General features: G+C 33.0%; 10 protein-coding genes. 7 read left to right on the top strand and 3 right to left on the bottom strand.

The window, feature by feature from the left end; translation table 11 throughout:
- The first annotated feature begins 250 nt into the window (after nt 1–250).
- The 3 genes from ACXAHM_RS14480 to ACXAHM_RS14470 all read left to right on the top strand — a co-directional run bounded on the left by ACXAHM_RS14480 (nt 251) and on the right by ACXAHM_RS14470 (nt 3,956).
- On the top strand, nt 251–706 hold the full coding sequence (locus tag ACXAHM_RS14480; RefSeq protein ID WP_474961167.1) for a hypothetical protein: 456 nt from the start codon (nt 251–253) through the stop codon (nt 704–706).
- A gap of 330 nt (nt 707–1,036) precedes the next feature.
- On the top strand, nt 1,037–2,461 hold the full coding sequence (locus ACXAHM_RS14475; protein WP_474961166.1) for a sulfatase-like hydrolase/transferase: 1,425 nt from the start codon (nt 1,037–1,039) through the stop codon (nt 2,459–2,461).
- Nucleotides 2,462–2,471: 10 nt separating this feature from the next.
- A complete protein-coding gene (locus tag ACXAHM_RS14470; RefSeq protein ID WP_474961165.1) occupies nt 2,472–3,956 on the top strand; it encodes a sulfatase-like hydrolase/transferase in 1,485 nt (494 codons plus the stop codon).
- A 103-nt stretch (nt 3,957–4,059) separates the two neighbouring features.
- Here the strand turns inward: ACXAHM_RS14470 and ACXAHM_RS14465 are convergent, their stop codons facing one another.
- Both ACXAHM_RS14465 and ACXAHM_RS14460 read right to left on the bottom strand, forming a co-directional pair.
- Nucleotides 4,060–5,952, bottom strand: coding sequence for a hypothetical protein (locus ACXAHM_RS14465; RefSeq protein WP_474961164.1), 1,893 nt, complete (start codon nt 5,950–5,952; stop codon nt 4,060–4,062).
- A 207-nt stretch (nt 5,953–6,159) separates the two neighbouring features.
- Nucleotides 6,160–7,713 carry a sulfatase family protein gene (locus tag ACXAHM_RS14460; protein WP_474961163.1) on the bottom strand — a complete coding sequence of 518 codons (1,554 nt, stop codon included), beginning with the start codon at nt 7,711–7,713 and terminating at the stop codon, nt 6,160–6,162.
- Nucleotides 7,714–8,121: 408 nt separating this feature from the next.
- Between ACXAHM_RS14460 and ACXAHM_RS14455 the strand changes: the two genes are divergently transcribed.
- From ACXAHM_RS14455 to ACXAHM_RS14445, 3 genes are all read left to right on the top strand, one after another.
- Nucleotides 8,122–10,554: a glycoside hydrolase family 2 TIM barrel-domain containing protein gene (locus ACXAHM_RS14455; RefSeq protein ID WP_474961162.1), complete on the top strand. Its 2,433-nt coding sequence runs from the start codon at nt 8,122–8,124 to the stop codon at nt 10,552–10,554.
- Between the two features lie 404 nt (nt 10,555–10,958).
- On the top strand, nt 10,959–11,633 hold the full coding sequence (locus ACXAHM_RS14450; protein ID WP_474961161.1) for a hypothetical protein: 675 nt from the start codon (nt 10,959–10,961) through the stop codon (nt 11,631–11,633).
- A gap of 141 nt (nt 11,634–11,774) precedes the next feature.
- Nucleotides 11,775–12,323 (top strand): hypothetical protein, encoded by a 549-nt coding sequence (locus ACXAHM_RS14445; protein ID WP_474961160.1) that lies wholly within the window; start codon nt 11,775–11,777, stop codon nt 12,321–12,323.
- Between the two features lie 12 nt (nt 12,324–12,335).
- Here ACXAHM_RS14445 and ACXAHM_RS14440 read toward each other — a convergent pair whose 3' ends face one another.
- Entirely contained in the window at nt 12,336–13,244 is a 909-nt protein-coding gene (locus tag ACXAHM_RS14440; protein ID WP_474961159.1) for a toxin-antitoxin system YwqK family antitoxin, read from the bottom strand.
- A gap of 452 nt (nt 13,245–13,696) precedes the next feature.
- Between ACXAHM_RS14440 and ACXAHM_RS14435 the strand changes: the two genes are divergently transcribed.
- On the top strand, nt 13,697–19,591 hold the full coding sequence (locus ACXAHM_RS14435; protein ID WP_474961158.1) for a LamG-like jellyroll fold domain-containing protein: 5,895 nt from the start codon (nt 13,697–13,699) through the stop codon (nt 19,589–19,591).
- Nucleotides 19,592–19,604: the final 13 nt, after the last annotated feature.

Raw genomic sequence — 19,604 nt, 5'->3', positions numbered from 1 at the left:
TTTTTTTCGAATTCAATGTAGTAGGATTTTGTGCACAAAATTGACAAAAATTATGCAAAGAGTGATAAAAATGATAATTAGAAGACTTGTGCTACATTTTTTTCTTTTGAATCCAATTACACTTTTAGTGCTAATTTAGCGGTCTACAGATGACTTTTTTAGTGTGCTAAATCCATGAAATTAAGGTTATCTTTCCCATTTTTTCTATCTTTATGTATAGAGCAAACTTAAGTTTCACCAATAGAATTACATGAAAGAACAATATATTAATGATGGGAATATCATAATTGCAATTTTTTTGGCTTTAGTTGTACCATTAGCTTTGGGTTTTGCATTGTTTTATTTTTTAGAAAACATGGTCATTGCCTCGATCTTAGGCTTATTAAGTTTTTTTATAGCATTATTTTTTGCGGTTCTATTTATCAATAAAGATGGTAAAAAAATTATTTTTGAAATAAAAGATAGATGCATTTTTTATTACGGAAAAAGAGTAGTGAGATTTGAGGATATCAAAAAAATGGATAGAGATTATTCTGTTACTGCTTACAGTGGTTCTTTTAACAGGTCAAAACGTTTTTTAATCATCCAGAAAAAAAGTGGTTATCAAGTTAGATTAAATTTATCCTCAACTTCAGTAGACATTCCTTCTTTAATCAAGAAGATTAATAGAGAAATTAAAAAGATGGAAGTAGAAAAGAATACCTAATGATGTATCCTTGTTAAACCTAAATGCCTTCAAAAAACGATTCTGTAAATAAATTATTTTAGGGTGATAATCCCTTCAAAAAACAACCTTATTTCTTTAAAATTGCCCCTCAACTTCTTTTGAAAAACTTCTTCTTAACCCCTCTAACCTATTAAAAAGCCCATTTTAATAGCATAATCTTTTAAAAAACTGACAGAATCTTATCAAATTTTATTTTCGCTATTAAAAACTATATTTGCGAAGCCTAATTATGATTCACTAATGTAAATTGAGACTAGATTTATTTTTCAAGATAAATTGAAATGAAATAAGGATTAAACAAACTATACAATGAAGAAGATATTATTATTTACTCTACCGTTTGTATTACTCTTTTTTGCCTATAAAACAGAGGATACTAAAAAAAGAAAATCAAAGAAACCAAATGTGATTGTAATCCTAGCAGACGATTTAGGATATCAAGATGTAGGGTTTAATGGGTCAAAAGAAATACCTACACCTAACATTGATCGTGTAGCTAATGAAGGCGTGAAGTTTACAAATGGATATGTGACATATGCTGTATGCGGACCTTCAAGAGCTGGATTAATTACGGGTAGATACCAAGACCGATTTGGTTCGGGTAGAAACCCACTTTGGGCACCCAATGATATTGATCAAGGACTTTCGTTAGAAGAAGAAACGATGGCCGATGTTTTAGGGAGAGAAGGGTATAAAAGTATCGCTTTAGGTAAGTGGCATTTAGGAGCACATGAGGCATTAAGACCTTTGAAAAGAGGTTTTGATGAGTTTTATGGTTTCTTGACAGGTGGACATAGATACTTCCCTGAAGAGTGGGTCTTAAATGATATTTCTGAGATCAAACAACATAATGATGCTTATAAAACAAAGTTATTGCACAACAATACACGTGTGGACGAAAAAGAATATTTAACAGATGGATTGTCTCGTGAAGCAGCTCGCTTTGTAGAAGAAAATGCAGATGAGCCTTTCTTCATGTATTTAGCATATAATGCACCTCACGCTCCATTGCAAGCAACACCAAAATATTTAGATCGTTTTTCTCATATGGAAGATGGCAAACATAAGACGTACTGTGCAATGGTTTCAGCTGTTGATGATGGTGTTGGTCTAGTCTTGGATAAATTAGATGAAATGAAAATCGCTGATAATACGATTGTTGTTTTCCTTTCTGATAATGGCGGTCCATTAAAAATTACAGCCAATAACTCTCCACTAAGAGCTGGTAAAGGTTCACTTTATGAAGGTGGTATTCGTGTTCCATTTGCGATGAGATGGCCTGAAAAAATCAAAGCAGGTACTGTTTATGAGAGACCAGTCATCTCAATGGATATTATGGGTACAGCCGTAGAATATGCTAAAGCTACTCCTAATAAACCATTAGATGGTGTTAATATTATTCCATTTATCAATGGTGAAAAAACAGGAGACCCTCACCAATCATTACGATGGAGAAGCTTTGATAAGAAAGCTTACACAGTTCGTATGGGTGATCAAAAAATGATTTACTTATTTAACCAAAAAAGTAAAAAAGGACGTCAGGAATTCTACAATGTCAATGAAGATATGTCAGAAGCTTCAAATCTTAACCTTCCAAAAGAAGAAAAGGAAAAGCTTCAAAAAGAATATGACGCTTGGGTAGAACAAATGATTAATCCAAAGTACTTAGGTTTAAAACATGACAAGAAATATTCAAAACTTCATCCTGATCGTTTTAACGTTCTAGCTTACTAAATCAATAAAAATGAACTATTCAAAATTAATTTTAGCAGGTTTTCTTTCTTTAGTATGTCAATTTTCATGGGCACAGAAAGAACAACCTAATATCATCTGGATCATGTTGGAAGACGTGAGTTTGGATACAGAAAGCTATGGTATGAAAGGAGTGAAAACACCAAATATGAATGCCTTAGCGGAAGAAGGAACACAATATTATAATTGTTTTGGTACTGCTTCTATTTGTTCAACGAATAGAAGTGCGATGATCATTGGTACGCATCAACGTAAGACCAATACAATGCATCACAGATCGAATAGAAATATTGATCTAGCGGATCCATACAAGCCCTTTACGTATTGGATGAAAGAGGCTGGGTATACTACTATTCTTGGTCACCATGGAGTAAAGCAAAAAGGAAAGAAGACAGATTTTAACTTTAACTATAAACCAATTGGTGATTGGGAAAAAGATAAAGGAGTTTTCGAAAAGCAATTGGTTGCTAATCCTGAAGATCAGCCATTCGTACAACAAATTACTTTGAATGTGACGCATAGAGGAGATTGGTGGGATAGAGTAAGTGCTGCTTCAAAGCACAAAGTTGATCCTAAAGATGTAGAACTTCCAGATTACTATGCAGAACATCCAGCAATTCGTGAGGATTGGGCGAAATACCTTGATATGATGGAATATGCAGATGATGAAGTTGGAATGATCGTGAAGGAATTGAAAGAAAAAGGCATGTACGAAAATACTGTCATCATCATCATTGGTGATAACGGTAGATGTAATGTACGTGGAAAAGGATATTTGTTCGATCCTGCTTTAAGAATTCCATTGATTGTGAAATGGGCAGATGGTTTTGAAAAACCAACCAATTCACAAGCGATAATCAGTAGCACTGATATCACAGCTACTATTCTTGACTTAGGTGGTGTAGATCGTCCAGAATATATGACAGGTAGATCATTTGTTGATAAGGATTTTGACCGTAAGGAAGTGTTCTCTTACAGAGGCCTTTGGGATGAAATTATGGAATCTTCATTTGCAGTTTCTGATGAGAAATTCCGTTACATCAAAAATGATTATCCAAATATTCCATATGATGCTAAACAAGCATATTTAGAGTTTTACAGACCTGCAGTACATGTGATGAGAGGTTTAAATGAGGAAGGGAAATTAAACGAGTTCCAAGCTTCATTCTTTAATACAAAACCTGTAGAAGAGTTGTATGATTTAGAAAATGATCCATTTGAAGAAAATAACCTTGCTACGAACAAAAAGTACAAAAAGGTATTAGAAAGAATGCGTGAGAAATATGAAGAATATAAGTTGACAACAACACCTTCAGATAACTATTTCGAGCAAGTTGTACCCAAATCAGTCGCTGTTTTACAATTTGTAAAAGACAATTATCCTGGCGAATATGAAAAGATGAAAAACGGTAAAGAAATCGGTTTTCATAAGTATGTTCAGGAATACAACAAGAAAGTAGAAAGTACTCAAAAGTAATTGACTACAAATTAAAAAAAGCCGATCAACCTCAGATTTTTATGAGATTGATCGGCTTTTTTATATGATCTTTACCAAGTATTTGTTGTAAGAAGAGGGCGGTTTATTTCTCAATTTGTAATACATTATAACCATCCATTACATCAACTATTGGTTTATTAAAATCAATAACACCTTGATTTTGCTCCGCTTTTTCCTCCATATCGACCCATACATCATATTCAAAACTTTCTAAAATCCTTTTTATTCGACTACGGTAGTCTTTATTGATATCCTCTTTTAAATCTTTGTATTTACTGGATTGATTGCCATTTTGATAAAAATTTTCTTTTAATAAAGTATATTTTTCAATTAGAGCTCGTTTCCAAATACCTTGTTTTTCTCCAGAAATTATAAATCGTTTATACATTTGTTGCATCATAAATTGATTTGTAATATTAATAGAGAATGTTTCTAACTCATCATCTATGTTGGTAAATGAATAGGTCAACCAATCTACTTTCTCTGGATTATCAATAATTGTTTTTTCAGTTTTGTAATTAATGAATTTCTTTCCTTTTCTTTCAGCTACCACATGCACATTTCCTAATTCAGAAGGGGCGTAGAAAACTGAAATTCCTTTATGTGCTTCACCAATATAATTACCGTTGCAATAAATTGAACTAGGTTCATTCATGATGGCAATAATCTCAATTTGATCTTCTGCATCTTCTTCATAATACTTGTTTTTTCTTTTGATCGTGATATTTGTAGTATTCAAATACTGAGACGTATAAGCTTTGTAGGAAGTCATGACCATCTCTTTGTGGATTGAAAAATCACCTGTCATCCATTTATTCTTATAGAGCTCCAAAAGTAATCCAAATGAATAGCCGTGATGAAGTTCAGGAGACATGTGTGAACCTTCCCCGTAATTGTTCCAAGATTGTACATCAATTAAATCCACATCATTTTGAATGGCCATTTCAAGACCTTTCCTAAATGTAGAGGTTAATTTGGTATTGTGTACCTTACAATAAGTCTCTTCTAATTTTGTAGTTTTAGTAATCTGTGCTTTATGGCTTAGTTTCTTATTATTAGATTTCAAATACAATTGTGTATTTACATATTCAGGTGTCACTACTTGGAATATCGGGCGTTTCCTCTTTTTACAGACTTCTCTTAAGGCAGAAGATTCTTCCATTCTCACAGCAGAATATTGGGTCTGTGTAATGACAGGGAAATGATTAAGAAGTATATTATTGTATTGTCTGTTATTCGGATATCTAGACTCATAAACAACAGAAAAATTAGTGCCTACTTCTACTTTTATTTTTTCAAAAGTTGCTTTGATATCTTGTAAAATACCTTTTTGAGAAATCACAGAACTTGCTCCCTTGATTCCTTTTTCAGTAAATATTTTATCGGTAACATAACAGGTACTTTTTGTAAATAAAACGATTTGATCAGATGAATTTCTAACCCATTTAGGAGAGTATGTAGTTTCCTTTAATAATAAGTTTAAGTTCTTGACAGTTCGATCAAATAACTCGTCTTGCGTTAGTTTGCCATTTTGTCTTTTGAAATCAATTAACAATGCAAATTTAAAATCCAAATCTCTGTCTTCTGCTACTTTTATATACTCTGAGATTACGCTAACTAGTTTATTGACATATTCTAAGTTGGCATTAATAAAAATAGGAAACTTAAAGCCATCGATACCCATCTTTTTAGCCATTAAAATTTCATAGGCAAGTGCGTCATCAAGCTCCATAGGATTGGTCATATTTGCAACAATTGGTGAATACGTTCTGTATTTTCCAACATGTTGAACGCCTTCTAGGTAATCTTCGTAACGCATTCCTTTCAAAAAGGCAATATTCTTACTGAAGTTCATCAACGGCGTGTTTAAAGCTAAAACCATTTTCTTTTCAAAATAGGGCTTTGAATCTTGAGCACTACTGAAGGAAGCACTGATTAATAGGATTAAGCTTGAAAAAATAAAAGTATATTTCATAATAAAATCATTTCAATGTCTACAAAAGTTGTGTAGTGGGTATTTCTGATAATTTAATTTCATTAAACTTTTGAACTTAGATGAAATTAATAGAATATAATTTTTAAGAAGTATAATTTGTGTTATAAATAAAAGGTTTTATGTTAAATGAAAAAGGCCCATCTTAAGATTAAGACAGGCCTTATAAATCGAATTTCAAAAAACGATTTACTTTAGAATTAATTCTTGTGTTTTATTGTAACTTCCTCTCTTCGCAACAAACTCTTCCATTAGTTGTTTGACCAATTCAGGATTTGATTCTGCTAGATCATTCTGTTGACTAGGATCTTCTTTCAAATTATATAATTGAACTTTTTTGCTGTTCCCTAACTCAATATTTACTTTTTTATTCAAAACGGCTCCTTTGTAAGCAGGAATTAAAACATAGTCACCCTTACGGTATAAAGTTCTAGTTGTTGCTTCCAAGATGATTGACTCTCTGCCTGTTTCACTTTCTCCTAACAATGCAGACAACACATCTTCAGAATCTGCAGTTCTTTCTTCTGAACCTACTAATGCAGCAAGAGAATTAAATAAATCAATTTGACTTACTAAAGCATTTGATTTTCCACTCTGGATTTTTCCTTTCCAGTAAGTAATAAATGGTACGTGAGCACCTGCGTCATATAAAGAATATTTACCACCTCTAAGACCACCGCTTGGATGATGATCTCCTAACAACTCAACTGCTTGATCATAATAACCATCATTTAGTACAGGTCCATTATCAGAAGAGAAAATGATCAATGTATTGTCTTCGATGCCTTCTTCTCTGATAGATTTCATTAATTCACCTATACACCAATCGGCTTCTACGATAACGTCACCTCTAGGCCCCATTCCTGATTTACCAACAAAACGTGGATGTGGTGTTCTAGGAACGTGCGGTTGTTGCATTGTATACGTTAAGAAGAAAGGTTTATCTTCTTTTGCTTTTTCAGCAATGTATGATTTTACTTTTGTCAAGAAGTGATCAGCCATATCAATATCACTCCAAATTGCTGAAGCACCACCTTTCATGTAGCCAATTCTAGGTACACCATTAATCACGGCTTGATTGTGACCATGATGCCATTTCATTTCTACTAATTCAGGGTTATCTTTTGCATTCGGTACATCTTTGAATTTCTTCTTGTAGTTGATTTCAATTGGATCATTTTTATCTAAATTCACCACATCACCATTTTCAATATATACCGTTGGGACTCTATCTTGCGTAGCAGCTAAAATATAAGAGTGATCAAAACCAACTTCATTTGGCCCCGGTGAGATGTGCTCATTCCAATTTTTATCGGCAGCACCTAATCCTAAATGCCATTTACCAATAATCGCTGTATTATAGCCAGCAGAACGAAGCATCTTTGGAACTGTTGCTTGTTTTGTGTCAATAATAAGTGGAGCTGTACCAGGTAAAATCTTTAAATTATTTCTCCAAGGATACATACCCGTTAATGCAGCATATCTTGAAGGAGTACAAGTTGCTGAAGATGCATACCCATTTGAAAAGTTAACCCCATTATTCGCTAGGAAATCAATATTTGGCGTTGCTAATCCTTGCGCACCATTTGCTCCAAAATCACCATATCCAAGGTCATCTAAATAGACAAATATGATATTAGGTTTTGAAACTTTAGCCGTTTCATTTGTTTGTGCTGTTTGCTTTTGACAACTCCAAACACTTAAGGCAAGGAGTAGTAGACTTGATAACTTTAATAGCTTCATTTCATCTAAGACTTTTAATCTGTAAAATTTATAATCCAAAACTGTTCAATTCTTAATAAAGAGATGATCAATATCCTACCGATAACTATTATTATTCTTCAATTGTAAAATATTTTAATTTCAATGATGTTTGATGATCACTGATTTCTTTCATTACAGTACTTTGGGTCATCAGATTTTATTTTCCATATCGTGAAAAGATTACCTTTTTAGTATAGAATTGACATAAATGTGTACATAAATGATAAATAATAGACTTTTAACTTAAAAGTGTATCTGTGTACTAATAAAAGAGTGAATCATTCTACTTTTACATTAAAGGGAACAAATACTTTAGAATAATCTCTTCTACATATGATGTGTGACTATTAGGTATACCCGGACAAACAACATAATTATCAAAAAGAAATGAAAAGAATATTAGTAAATGTACTCCTCTTATTTCTTTGTATTCAAATAAGTAAAGCGAAAGGAATTAGAGAAAAGAAATCTATTAATTTAGATTGGAAATTTACCTTGACAAACCCTGGAAATGCTTCAGCAAAATCGTTTGATGATGCGAATTGGCGAACGCTTAATTTGCCGCATGATTGGAGTATTGAAGGTGAATTTAAAGAAAGTAATCCTTCTGGAACTTCAGGTGCTTTTCTACCTGGAGGAATAGGTTGGTATAGAAAAGAATTACAAATAGAATCTTTAAATAATTCAACTTTATATTCCATCCAATTTGATGGAGTTTATATGAATAGTGAAGTTTGGATTAATGGAGAATACTTAGGTTTACATGTAAATGGATACTTAGGTTTTGAATATGATCTGACACCTTATCTCAAAGAGGGAAAGAATACAATAGCTGTAAAAGTTGATCATTCAAAATTACCTAGTGGAAGGTGGTATACAGGATCTGGTATTTATAGAAATGTGTGGTTAAATACAAAAAATAAACTCCACATTGACCGTCACGAAACGTTTATAACAACACCAAAAGTCAGTGCTTCAGAAGCATCTGTTCATATAGTAGGAGCGGTATCTAATACATTAAAAAAGACACAAAAAGTTACGGTCGACTTTAAAGTATATGACCAAGAAAATAAATTGGTGAAAGAAAAACAGCTATCTCTAAAAGTTTCAAACCAAGAAAAATTGTCAGCTGATTTTATTATTGAACAACCGAATCTTTGGTCTCCAAATTCGCCTTCTTTGTACCGGTTGGAAACGATTGTTTCATCAAATAAGAAAGTAATTGATCAAACTTCCACTACTTTTGGTATCCGAAAATTAGATTGGAAACCCAATGAAGGGGTCTTTTTAAATGATGAGCCCATTTTAATCAAAGGATTAAGTAATCATCAAGATGCTGGTCCTGTTGGCATTGCAGTTCCTGAGCAGGTTTTATACCGTCGCCTGAAGATGTTGAAAGAAATGGGGTGCAATGCTTTGCGTACGGCACATCATCCTTTTGCCCCTGAGTTTTATGCCATGTGTGACTCTATGGGTTTTATGGTTATGGATGAAGCTTTTGATGGTTGGTGGACTGCTAAGGCGAAATATGATTATGGTTTGTATTTCGATCAATATTGGCAAAAGGATATTGAGACTTTTATTAAAAGAGACCGTAATCACCCTTCGATTGTAATTTGGAGTGTAGGTAATGAGGTAAAAGGCTACAACAATGAACAACAGGAGAAATTAGTCGCAGAATTAAAAAAATGGGATAATTCAAGGCCTGTAACACAAGGTAGAGGCTATAAAGGTACACACATTGATATTGCTGGTTTTAATGGACATGGTGAGTTTAGAAATGTATTGGAAAAATATCATAAAGAGCATCCTGAGAAATTAATCATTGGAACTGAAATAACACATACTTTACAAACACGTGGTATTTACAGAACCCAAACTTGGTACCGTACAAAAGACAATCCTGCCCCTTGGGAAAAGCCTGAGCAATTCAAAAAAATGGAGGCCAAGGTGTATAAAATAAAAGACTTATCAGAAGAAGAAGTTTTTACAGATATCTCTCCAAAATATCAATCTTCTTATGACAATTCTATCGTTAGGGTTGGTGTTAGAGATGATTGGAATAGAGTAGAAGAATATTCATATTATGTGGGGAATTTTCGTTGGACGGGCTTCGATTACATCGGTGAGTCTTTCAATTGGCCCGCAAGAACAGCTAACTTTGGGATCGTAGATTTAGCAGGTTTTCCAAAAGATCATTATTATTTATACCAAAGTTTATGGAGTGAAAAGCCAATGGTACATCTTTTACCGCATTGGACACATACAGGAAAAGAAGGTGTGGAAATTCCAGTTGTGGTATATACCAATTGTGAAGAAGCAGAATTATTTTTGAATGGTAAATCTTTAGGTAAAAAGGAAATGACAAATGCTCGTCAACTTGTTTGGCAAGTCCCTTATCAAAAAGGATCGTTAGAAGTAAAAGCGTATGCTAATGGAAAAGAAATGGCTACTAAAAAAGTAACTACAGCTGAAGAAGCTTTTACTGTTTCAATTGTTACAGATAAGAAATCTATCAAAAATGATGAAATAGATCTTATTCATTGTGAAATTAATGTGACAGATAAAAATGGAAACCTTGTTCCAAATGCAGCAGATGAACTTGAATTATCTGTAAAAGGTGGAGCCAATGTCATTGGCATCGAAAATGGTGATATATTGGATATGAGTTCTTCAAAATATGATTTTAAAAGAAAAGCATTTAATGGTAAACTTTTAATGATTATCCAATCGAATGGAGAAAATAAAGAAGTAGAAATTGAAGTAAAATCAAAGCACTTAAAGACGCAAAAAATCATCATTGGCAATGATCTTTCATAGTTTTTAATTAAAAAGAAAATATATATTTGATTGATAAAATACGTTTTGATTATTTAGAGAATAATGCATCAAAACGTATTTTTTATAACTATTATGCACGGGACTACAGCAATAACTAACTTCGTCATTCTAATTGTTTTTATTTGGTTATTCACAATTATACTATTGACTTACCTAACTTTTCGTTTATTTAAAAATAAGATAACTGAAACTATTGATAGGTTAACTTTTTGTATTTTGACCTCTGTTTCTTATTCTATACTAGTGAGTTATGTAATTAAAATGATTTTTGGGAAATGCTATTAATCATTACTTCATTTCATTTTTCAATTACTTTTTTTAATTTAACAAGACAAAAGCGAACACGTACTTTAAATTTCAACAAACTCTTAAATTCAACTATTATGGGACTGGACTGGAGACCTATGAATAAACCTCACAAAGGTCAAGAAGAAGAATACCGTAAACTTTTCAAGATCTTAAGCGGTAAACAAGAACAAAAATTGGGTTTCTTCGATAAACTAAGAGGAAAGAAACTATTATCGAAAGATGAAATTCTGGATCAATTCTTATCTATGTCATCAAGTGCTTACGAAACTTTAGAAGCACCTCAAGTAGGAATAGATGATAAAGCTACTGCATGGGCGGAAGAAAAATATGAAAATCGCACGAATAAAAATCTTACGATTGAAGAATTTATCAATGAAATGAAAGGGTATTATGTAGTGGACTTAGTTCCAGAATGTGATGGTATCCCTGTTTACATTGCCTTACATGATGAAGCACATATTTTTAGAGGTAAATTTTTAAATACAGTGCAAGATGTTATTGGAGATAACTTATTAGAGAGAGCATATGAGACGAAATTAGCAGAAGAAACATTGGCGTATTCTAGCGAACTAATGTCTGTGGCTGAAAATTATGCAAGTAAGCATGATTGTATGGAGGTCAAGGAACAAAGACGACCTCCAGAAGGAAATGAAAATTCTCCAGCTTATAAAGCCCACATTATTTTTTCTGCTGCAAAATGGCTTCAATATTGGGGCAGCAGAGGGCACGGAATGGAAGCTGATTACTAAAATATTGAATACACAAATAATCTAAATGGGTTGTTTGTGTATTTTCTTTTTAATTGACTAGACTACTTACTTATGATTTTTAAACATTCAATATTAATCTCCTTAATTTTGATTGGAGCGTGTTCAAAACCAAAAGACAAAATGGAGACTTCAAAAGAAGCAACTATACCATTACCGAAAGAGCAAATTGATCTTGAAAATATAAGCATTAATAATACGCATTTTGGAACAATCACACTTTCACATCTCAATGGAATAAACCTCCGTAAAAGGGTCAATGATCAATTTCCAGAATGTTTGGTTGAAGTGAACAACGGTGTCCAAGATGGTCCTGCTTTCAAATATTTTACATTGATATATGATAAAGAACCTATTGCTAATTTTAATATGTCAGGAGCTGATTCCCTTATTTTTGATCATTTATATATTGAAAGTAAGAGAGTTATAGATAAATACAATGTAAGAGTAGGGAGCAAGATAGATTCTCTAATGGCTAAGAACATTAATATACATTTATACGCAGACGCGCATTATAATATCTTTGCGAATTACCCCAATTCAAAAGTAAATTATTTACTTGAGGGTGATTTTAAGATGCTCAATGATTCTATGTTTACAGCAAAAGATTACTCCATAGAAAAATGGCAAGTAAAGGGAATGAAAGTGCACGCTTTACTATGGAGAAAGTAGGGAAGACAGAGATTATCCCTTTATCTTTTGTTCTATTTCGTCACCTTCTTCTGTATAGTATTTTATAAAATCAATTTTCTTACCTTCTTTATAACTGACAGAACTTTTAATATTACCGTTAGGGTAATAGGTATTTAATTCGCCATTCAATATTCCATTGATCAGTTGTACCTTATTTTTCATGTTACCATTAGAATAATATTCTATGATATCACCATTGTAAAGAGCTGGAATGGATTGTTTCTCATGATCAGTACAAAAATCATCGGGATTGCTCTTAATATAGGCTTCAAGCTTTTTGAAGACAGATGAAGAAGCCTTTAAATATTCAATTCTAAGTTCATTCAAAGCAATATCTTTATAGGCTTGATCTTCAAAATTCATTGCCTTTTTTGCATCATTAAAAGTTGACATTAAAACGTCTCCTTCAATTTTTTGAAGAATACGAAAATATTGAGTTTCCTCAATTGAATTAAAACCTCTATTGTATAAATGATCAAATCCTAGTGCTCTAATAGTATTATCAACATTCATAAATAATAATAGAACTTTTTGTCCTTCAGTTCTTTTATAATTAAAAGGAGGTTTGTGATCATTTTTTTTTCGTAAACGATTAATTTTCTGACCTCTATTTACCATTACTTCCGTCAGACTGAAAATTGTATTGATAAACATATATTGCTCTTGAGCATAGAATTCAAAAGAACTCATTTTAGGGAAAATATCAATAGAATCATTCTTATCAGTCGTCAAATTTTTTAATGGAAAATCTTTTTCAATTTCATCAAAAGTGAATAAAGAATTCGAAGGAATTAAATTATAGTTTTGATAAACCATATTGGCTACAGAGAATAAAAAAATGCCTGTGAGGATTAAAAGTGCATATTTTATTATTTCAATATTTTCGAATTTGTCAGACATGAATAGAAGTTGCTTATTAGTATTTTTTCAATGAACAATATATTTTTTATACCAAGATAAAGCAAATATTTGGACTAGATAGCATCAGCACATATGTTATTTTAAATAGCACAAATGTTTAAAATGTTCATTTTTACACTTATTAAGCCATAATAATATAGAACTTCCCCTTATTAGTACTAATTATTTCCTCTTTTCTAAAGCACATTTGTTTATAGGTAGATTCTTTTGATTTCATAATCAGAAGTGTTTAAAAATGCCTTATGAAATGAAAGTTTAATCAGAATAACAACGCATCGTTTAGAGTTACTTCCATCGTGATTTTAGTTGGGTAAAAACAATAGTTATCCAGCTAGAATTGATCCTACAAAAAAACAATGCACACATTCTACACATTGCTAATTCAGATTTTTTAGACTTTACAGAATACTGAATGCTATAAACAGATTTGTATGAAAAGAACGAATACTTTTAAAGGAATTTTTCTCTTGAGTATACTTTTAATTTCAAGTATTGCTACTCAAGCGCAAATGAAAAATATTGATGCCAAAGGTCTTTCTGATAATTTGGTCGGCTACTTCAGTTTTGACGATCCTGGAAGTGGTATTCAATGTGATTATGGAACAGGTGCTGGAAATACAGGGACGCTAGTAGGAGATGCTACTTTTACAAATTCTGTAACCAAATATTCTGGAAGTGCGTTAGAAATTGATCCTTCTATGGGTGATGCGTATGCTACTTTTGATTTGAATAATAGTCAACCTTTTCGAATGGAAGGAGCAAGTGCGATTACAATTGCCATGTGGGTACAACCTCATCAACTCGGTGAACAGTATATTGTAGCTGCTACGCAAAGTAATGGTAATGATTCTTATAGAGTGGAGATTACATCAGAAAATCTTTTCAAAACACATATTGAAACAAGAAATACTGAAGGTGCAATGGAATATTCTAATGGTAATGCACAATCTTTAAATCATAAACTAGGAGAGGATGTCAACTTAAATGAGTGGATTCATGTGGCAGCCGTTTATAGTACAGAAGATGGTAAGGCTAGAATTTTTATCAATGGTGTGCAAAGTGGAGAATACACAAATACTGATTATAACTTAGTTACATTTACAACTCGCCTTTTAAATATTGGAGCCGATTTCGCAACGGGTATTTCACCAAACGTGCAGCGACAATTTGATGGTATTGTAGATGAATTATATTTCTTTGATAGAGCACTTGATGTCACTGAGATTAATACTTTAAAAGATATTGCTGAACCTCTTGAAGATGCTCCGACATATTCTGCTACTTTTGACCTTGATTATGATGGATTGATGCATACTGAAACGGCTATTAATTATAATGATTACATGATTACGATTCCAACAGTTGAAAGAGAAGGTTATACGTTGGATGGATGGTATACTGCAGTGAATGGTGGTGGTAGTAAGTTGACGAGTTCAGAAGTTCAGGTGTTAGGTGATATGACATATTACGCAAATTGGATTGCAGATACCTATACAGTTACCTTAAATAAAGAGGCTGGGTCGGAAATGGAGTCTTTTCAGATTACAGATTTACCAAAAACAATAGCCGTTGATACAAAAGGAGGAAGTACATTTGTAGGATGGTTTTCAGATAATCATCAAGAAGAAGTATTAATTGACAATCAAATCACAGCAGTAGGTGATATTACACTTTGGTCTGTATTTACATCTAATCCAACCTATTATACCGTTACTCTTGAAAGTGAAGGAGAGGTTTTTGGAAAAAGGATCGCAACAGAAGAAACAAATTACACCGTTCCACTTCCGGTAGTTCCCAACCGTGAAGATAATTATCGATTTGCCGGATGGTACACTGCACAAAATGGTGGAGGAGAAGAAGTGACGTCATACTCTACTATCTCAGCTGATGTAACATTGTATGCAGACTGGTCAGAAATGGTGAATACTGATGAAAATACATTAGATATCGATGGCTTATCTGACAACTTAATTGCTTACTTTAGTTTTGATGCTCATGGCGATGGAGATGTAGTAAGTACAGATGGAGTGGCAACAGGAGTAGTTGGTACTTTTAGTGGAGCAGGAGCTAAATTGACCTCTTCAGATCAAGTACATACTACAAGTGCTTTAGAAATTGATAATGCATATGTGAGCTTTGATATGGACAACAGTGCTGATATCAGAATGGAAGGTGCTTCGGCAATGTCATTGGCCGTTTGGGTGAAGCCACATCAACTAGGCGAGCAACATATTTTAGCCTTAACATCGGATTTTGGTGGAGATTCTTACCGCTTAGAAATAGGAACAAACAATCGTTTTAAAGCCTTTATCTCTACTTATGAAAATGGTGCTTTGCCTGAATATTCAAATGGTAATGCTCAATCTTTAGCACATGAATTAGGGAACGAAGTAAATCTTAATGAATGGATTCATGTTGCTTATGTATATAACAGTGCTTTAGGGAAAACGATCATTTATGTTAATGGTGAATTCAGTGGTGAATATGTTAATACAGATTATAAATTGGTGACATTCAATGATAAAAAGTTAAGCATTGGAGCCAATTATGCTGCAAGTAGAACACCTGATGCGGTTCAAAAACAATACGATGGTCTGGTGGATGAATTATACTTTTTTGATAGAGCATTAAGTATCGATGAAATAAATACATTAAAGGATTTAGGAAATCCAACAGAAGCGTTAACAGAATTTATTGCTGTTTTTGATCCAAGTAATGGGGAGGAAGCAGACACATTAAAAACTACAGTATTAGATAATTACGAAGTAGATCCAACATCAATTTCTGATCCTTCAAGAGAAGCTTATGTATTTTCAGGATGGTATACAGGAAGAAATGGTACAGGTGTACAATTTGATCATAATTCAACAGCTACCCTTACTGAAGATGTCGTGTTATACGCTTATTGGACCCCATATGTCTATACCATTACATTAAATAAAGATAGTGGAGAAGAAACTGAAACTTTTGTGATTTCAGATCTACCAAGACAAGTTTCAGAGGATACAAAAGGTGGTGCTAATTTCACAGGTTGGTTTAAAGATGAATTCTTTGACGAAGTCTTAGTTAATAGTGAAATTACTGAAATTGGAGACATTGAATTATGGGCAGATTTCTCTACAGATCCTACATTCTATACAGTTACACTTATGGATAATGGAACACTAAATGGAGAAAGAATTGCTAAAGCAGAAAATGAATTCAAAGCTTCATTACCAAATCTTTCTACTAGAGATGATAACACACGTTTTGCAGGTTGGTATACGGGAGCAAATGGAACGGGTGATAAAGTAGATGCTTATACTGTAATTACTGCAGATGTCACTTTGTATTCTCATTTTACAGCTATGGAAGCTTCTGACGAAATAGTGTTAGATATTGATGCTTTATCAGACAATTTGGTAGGTTATTTTAGTTTTGATACCAATGCTGATGGAGATGTAGTGGTAGATAAAGGAACAGCAGCAGGAAATACGGGAGATTTTGTTGGTGCAGGGGCAACACTTAATACTGCAGATTTCCAATATTCGACAAGTGCATTAGAGTTAGACAATGCCTATGTTGGTTTTGATTTAGATAATAGTGAAGAATTTAGAATGGAAGGCGCGTCAGCAATTTCTTTCGCATGTTGGATCAAACCTCATTCTTCAGCAAATTCATATATTTTCGCTACAACGGATGATGATGGAAATGATTCTTATAGTTTGGAAATAAAAGATGGATTTATCAAGACAATTATCAATACTTATGATCCATCTGGACCTGATTTCAAAAATGGTAATACACAATCTACATTACATCAATTTGGAGATGAAATTAATGTCAATGAGTGGATTCATGTCGCTGTAGTGTACAATAGTGCAGATGCAACTACGTACATGTATATTAATGGTACCTTGAGTGGAAGCTACTCAACATTCAACTATAATCTTGTCACTTTTAATACTCGTAAATTAAATATTGGTGCAGATGTATTTCAAACGCCGACACCTACAGTACAAGGAACTTATGATGGTTTGATAGATGAATTATATTTCTTTGATCGTGTACTTTCAGAAACAGAAATTCAAACACTTAAAGATTTAAACAATCCAATTGAGCCATTAAGAGAATTTATCGCAGTTTTTGATCATGGAGATGGAGAAACTTTTGATACTTTAAGAACAACGCAGTTATCAAATTATGAAGTGGATCCTACTGGAATTGTTGATCCTTCAAAAGAGGCTTATACTTTCCAAGGTTGGTATACAGGAAGAAACGGTACAGGTGACGAATTCAGTACAGATGCTTTAGTGACGATTATGGATGATGTGGTTTTATATCCTTATTATACTTTGGTGCCTTATACGCTGACATTGAATAAAGATGCAGGCCAAGAAACAGAGATGTTTTACATTACTGATTTAGATAAAACCATTGCTGATGATATAAAAGGAGGAGAAAATTTTACAGGTTGGTTTACGGATGAAAATCGTATTGAATTACTTTTAGAAAGTAAAATTACTACAATTGGTGATCAAGAAATATGGTCTGGTTTTTCAACGGATGCTAATTTTTATACCGTAAAATTGTATAATGAAGGAGAACTTTATGGAGGAAGAGTAGCAACATTAGAAAATGAATATAAAATAACATTGCCAGATTTACCTACAAGAGAGGACAATTATCGTTTTGCAGGTTGGTATACAGAAGACAATGGAGAAGGAACTAGAATCACTGACTTTTCTGATATTAGCTCAAACGCAAGAATCAAAGCAGTGGCTGCAATGGAAGAAATTCTATATGCATATTGGGAACCAATGCTTTCGGATGAATATGTACAATTAAATGTTGATGGGTTATCTGATAACCTAATTGGTTACTTTAGTTTTGATTCAACGAGTACAGTGGCCAATGATATGGGTACTGCTGAAGGAACAGAAGGAACAATCAATGGTGCTGTAGCAATGAATACTGCAGATCAAAAATACACTAGTCAAGCCCTAGATTTTAGTGGAGGATATATAGATTTTGATTTAGCAAGTAGTGAACTTTACAGAATGGAAGGAGCTTCAGCACTAACAATTGCAATGTGGGTGCAACCTCATAAAACAGGGCAACAGTATTTATTCAATACCATATCATCTTCTGGTGGTGAAGGTATTCGTTTAGAAATCGGTTCTGATAATCGTTTTAGAACAACAATATCAACTGGTTCTTCCCCAACTTTTGCAACAGCATCAGCCTTTTCATCTAATCATCAACTTGGTTCAGATCTGAATCTGAATGAATGGGTACATGTAGCTGCTGTTTATGACAAAGACAATACAAATGTGACTATTTATGTCAATGGGGTAATAAGTGGATCTTTTGTGAACAATACCTATGATGTCGTTGCATTTAGTGATAGGAAATTAAAATTAGGAGCACATGTTGTGGAAAATGATGGTACGCCAATCAAAAATTTCTTTGATGGTTTGATGGATGAACTTTACGTTTACGACCGTGCATTGACAGCTACTGAGATACAAAATTTAAGAGATCTAAGTAATCCAACAGAAGGTTTATTGGAATATATAGCCGTATTTAATCATCGTGATGGGTTAAATGCAGATACACTCAGGACTACTATATTAGATAATTATGCTATTAACTCAACGGTAATTTCTGATCCAATTTTAGCAGATCATGATTTCAAAGGTTGGTATTCGCAAACCAATGGAGAAGGAACGGAATACACTTTGAATGCTTTTGATTTACTCAATGATGATGTGATTTATTATGCGAATTGGGAAGATGTCTCAGCAGGCCCTGCACTTCCTGTAGAATTAATCAATTTCTCTGGTGAAATTAATAATGAGGAAGTGTTGTTGAAGTGGTCTACTGCATGGGAATTGAATAATGATAAGTTTGTGATTCAAAGGTCAAATAATCAAAGAGATTGGAATGTTTTAGCTGAAGTAGATGGTCACGGAAATACAGACTTCACTATTCATTATGATTTTGTAGATCGAACCTATACTACGGGAGTGAATTATTATAGACTGAAACAAATTGATTTTGATGGATCATACAGTTATTCAGATATTATTGAAATACTTAATGATGAGGGTAAAGATCTTCAATTAATTACCTATCCTAATCCATTCCAAGATCATATTAAGGTGTATAGTTCTGAAGAAATCGACTTAACAGGTCTCAAAGTATTTACAACGCAGGGACAACCTATTCAATTCAATGTTGAAATGTTAAATCCACATGAGGTAGAAATTAAAACAGCTACTTGGTCAACAGGAGTTTATATTGTGAAGTACAAAGAGACTTATTCAAGAATACTTAAAAAATAATTATCTACCCTTC

It is taken from the genome of Flammeovirga sp. AWQ4_249 (assembly GCF_056161045.1).
Note: the sequence above shows the minus strand (reverse complement) of the source record. Positions and strands in the feature narration are given on the sequence as shown.